General features: G+C 49.8%; 4 protein-coding genes. 2 read left to right on the top strand and 2 right to left on the bottom strand.

Translation table 11 applies throughout. The features are described 5' to 3' along the window. On the bottom strand, positions 1–1,009 hold a 1,009-nt coding region (locus MHZ89_RS22540), incomplete at its 3' end, for a PAS domain-containing protein (protein ID WP_409373373.1). 187 nt (positions 1,010–1,196) lie between these two features. Next, positions 1,197–1,664: a helix-turn-helix domain-containing protein gene (locus MHZ89_RS22535; protein WP_279772572.1), complete on the bottom strand. Its 468-nt coding sequence runs from the start codon at positions 1,662–1,664 to the stop codon at positions 1,197–1,199. Between the two features lie 281 nt (positions 1,665–1,945). Here MHZ89_RS22535 and MHZ89_RS22530 point away from each other — a divergent pair, with 281 nt between their 5' ends. After that, complete coding sequence (locus tag MHZ89_RS22530; protein ID WP_063617428.1) at positions 1,946–2,179, top strand: YgdI/YgdR family lipoprotein; 234 nt, start codon at positions 1,946–1,948, stop codon at positions 2,177–2,179. Between the two features lie 21 nt (positions 2,180–2,200). Next, positions 2,201–2,428 carry a YgdI/YgdR family lipoprotein gene (locus MHZ89_RS22525; protein ID WP_063617429.1) on the top strand — a complete coding sequence of 76 codons (228 nt, stop codon included), beginning with the start codon at positions 2,201–2,203 and terminating at the stop codon, positions 2,426–2,428. Positions 2,429–2,496 lie beyond the last annotated feature (68 nt).

Raw genomic sequence — 2,496 nt, 5'->3', positions numbered from 1 at the left:
CGGCATTCAGTGCAATAAGTCTTGTCTGCATGGCAAACTTCCGGATGGTTTCCACCATATCGTCAATACTTTCAGACTGATTGTTGAGCCGAGAGACATCGGTGGAGACAGCCCCCATCCCCTGAGCAATTCTGTCAATCATAAGGATGCTATTTTCAATAACACTGGCACCGTTCTGCGCACTTCCTCGGGTCTGCACGGCCATATCCCATGCATGCAAAGCAGCCTCCTGCTCTCTCTGGTTTCGCAGGACATCAGCCGTGACATCTGTAGCGAATTTCACAACTTTATAAAGCTGCCCGTCACTGTTAAAGACAGGGTTATAAGTTGCATGGAACCACAGAGGATCTCCCTGACGGTTAAGACGTGGAAACTGACCAGAAAAAAACTCACCCTGATTCAGCCTCTCCCAGAACTGTCGGTATTCATCACTTTTGTAGAGCGTCTCGGCACAAAACAGACGATGATGCTTACCGATGACTTCATCCCGCTTATAGCCAGTGGCATTGACGAAATTTTCATTTGCTTCAAGCACGATCCCTTCAGGACTGAAGGTGATGATGGCCATAGAACGGTTTATGGCATTTACGACTGCTTCCTGCTCAAGCGCAGAATGCACGCGCTCAGAAATATCGGCAGCAATTTTAATGACTCTGGTCACACGGCCGCGCCGGTCAGTAACGGGGATATAACTGGCTTCAAGCCATACGGAACGATTTCCCTTTGCCAGCCGCAGGTACTTGCCACTAAAGCTTTCGCCCCTGGCAAGGCGCTGCCAGAACTGGCTGTATTCTGGTGAATTTACCAGCGAGGGTGCGCAGAATATACGATGGTGGTGACCGATTATTTCATCAGCCCTGTACCCCATAGTGGAGAGAAAAAGCGGGCTGGCTTTATGTATCACCCCCTCCGGACTGAATTCAATGACAGGCTTATTCTGACAAATGGCGTCATACGAAATGGCTGATCGCTGGCGGTTCAGGGAGAACATATTTTTAAGTGAAAGCATATGCATCAGATAGCTCGGATAATGTGAGGACTACCATGGTTATCGGCTACTCCTTATGTAGCGTTATATATTACTGTGATAGCGGGAGCTTTCTTTTTGCTGCCCCCGTGAGGCGCGAAAAAAAGCTCCCCGCCGGGGAGCGGCAGAAAAAGCGTCACAGATTATTACCAGGTTTCAGGCATCTCAGTTATCGCCGCAGCATCTGTCGAAGCCGCTTCCATTGCCAGCGGCTGATAAGCCCGCGAAAAACAAACGTCCTCATGCCACTAATAACCAGTAGCGCACACCAGATCCCCGCAACCCACAATGACCATACGCTGGCCGGAGCCGTAAAGTGGTTAAGAACAAGCAGCAGCGCGCAGACGACGATAGCCGTAATAACCGATCGGTAAAAACGGCCTTCCTCAGCAATTTTGCTCTTTGCCTCGGCAATTTTCTGGTCAAGCGCGTCATCGCCAAGCGCGTTAGGGCCGGAAAGATGCGCCACGCTCACCTCAAATACAGCAGCCAGGGCGCTCAGTGTTTCGAGGCTTGGCTGATCGCCGTTCTCGATACGCTGAACCGTGCGTACGCTCATCCCGGACAGTTCGGCAAGCTGCTCCTGGGACCAGGCGCGCGCAAGACGCAGCGATCTGAATTTGTTGGTATCACTCATTTCCTGTCTCCGAATGGAAGGTGGTCAGCGCCCAGTGTTGCCCGCGTGATCCTACGCGACCACGATCATAACCCGACAGTAACGTGACAGCGGTCTGACATGCAGCATTAAGGTTTTTTGAAGTCGTAACGTCAGGAGCATGTATGGTCAGATTCAACATAAGAGTGCATTGCCGAACTCATGATGGTGGCCGCCTTCCAGCCTCTCTTCGCCTAGAAAAATGACCTATACTTAGAGGGTTAGTGACCATATCCACTTTACTTTTAAGCAGGGAATCTATCATGAATAAAAAAATGCTTTTGGCGACCATCATGGTCACGCTGGTGACGTTTGCTGCTGCCGGATGCTCTTCAAATCAGCAAATCAAAACAACGGATGGCCGCACTATCGTTACAGACGGCAAACCTGAAATCGATAATGATACCGGCCTGGTGTCTTATAAAGACGCAACAACCGGAAGATACAGTCAGATAAACCGCGATAAAATAAGCAACATGAGTGAACTGGACAACTGATACGGTTAAAAGGAGCTGGCCATGAAAAAGATTTTTGTTTCAGTGTTCGCAGCGGCAGTTATGCTTTCAGCCCTGACCGGATGCACGCGCACAAGCTATGCCATTCACACCAACGACGGACGTACGATTATCAGCGACGGTAAGCCTGAAGAATCAGACACGGGCCTGCTGGGCTATACAGACGCAAATGGCGTCAAACAGCAAATCAATAAAACTGATGTTAAAGAAGTCTCTGAAATCCCGCACTGATTCATTTCTCTGGAAAAGGGCCGCCTTGTGTGGCCTTTTTCATTATCTGACCCGACAGCAGAAAAAAA

The sequence above is a fragment of the Pantoea sp. ACRSB genome, assembly GCF_022346905.1.
GTDB lineage: Bacteria > Pseudomonadota > Gammaproteobacteria > Enterobacterales > Enterobacteriaceae > Pantoea > Pantoea piersonii.
The sequence above is the reverse complement of the archived record's forward strand: the minus strand, read 5'-3'. Positions and strand labels throughout refer to the sequence as shown.

Bases quoted from the DNA above. Each gene is read 5' to 3' on its own strand.
- MHZ89_RS22535 (WP_279772572.1), bottom strand. From the start codon at position 1,664: ATGAGTGATACCAACAAATTCAGATCGCTGCGTCTTGCGCGCGCCTGG.
- MHZ89_RS22530 (WP_063617428.1), top strand. From the start codon at position 1,946: ATGAATAAAAAAATGCTTTTGGCGACCATCATGGTCACGCTGGTGACG.
- MHZ89_RS22525 (WP_063617429.1), top strand. From the start codon at position 2,201: ATGAAAAAGATTTTTGTTTCAGTGTTCGCAGCGGCAGTTATGCTTTCA.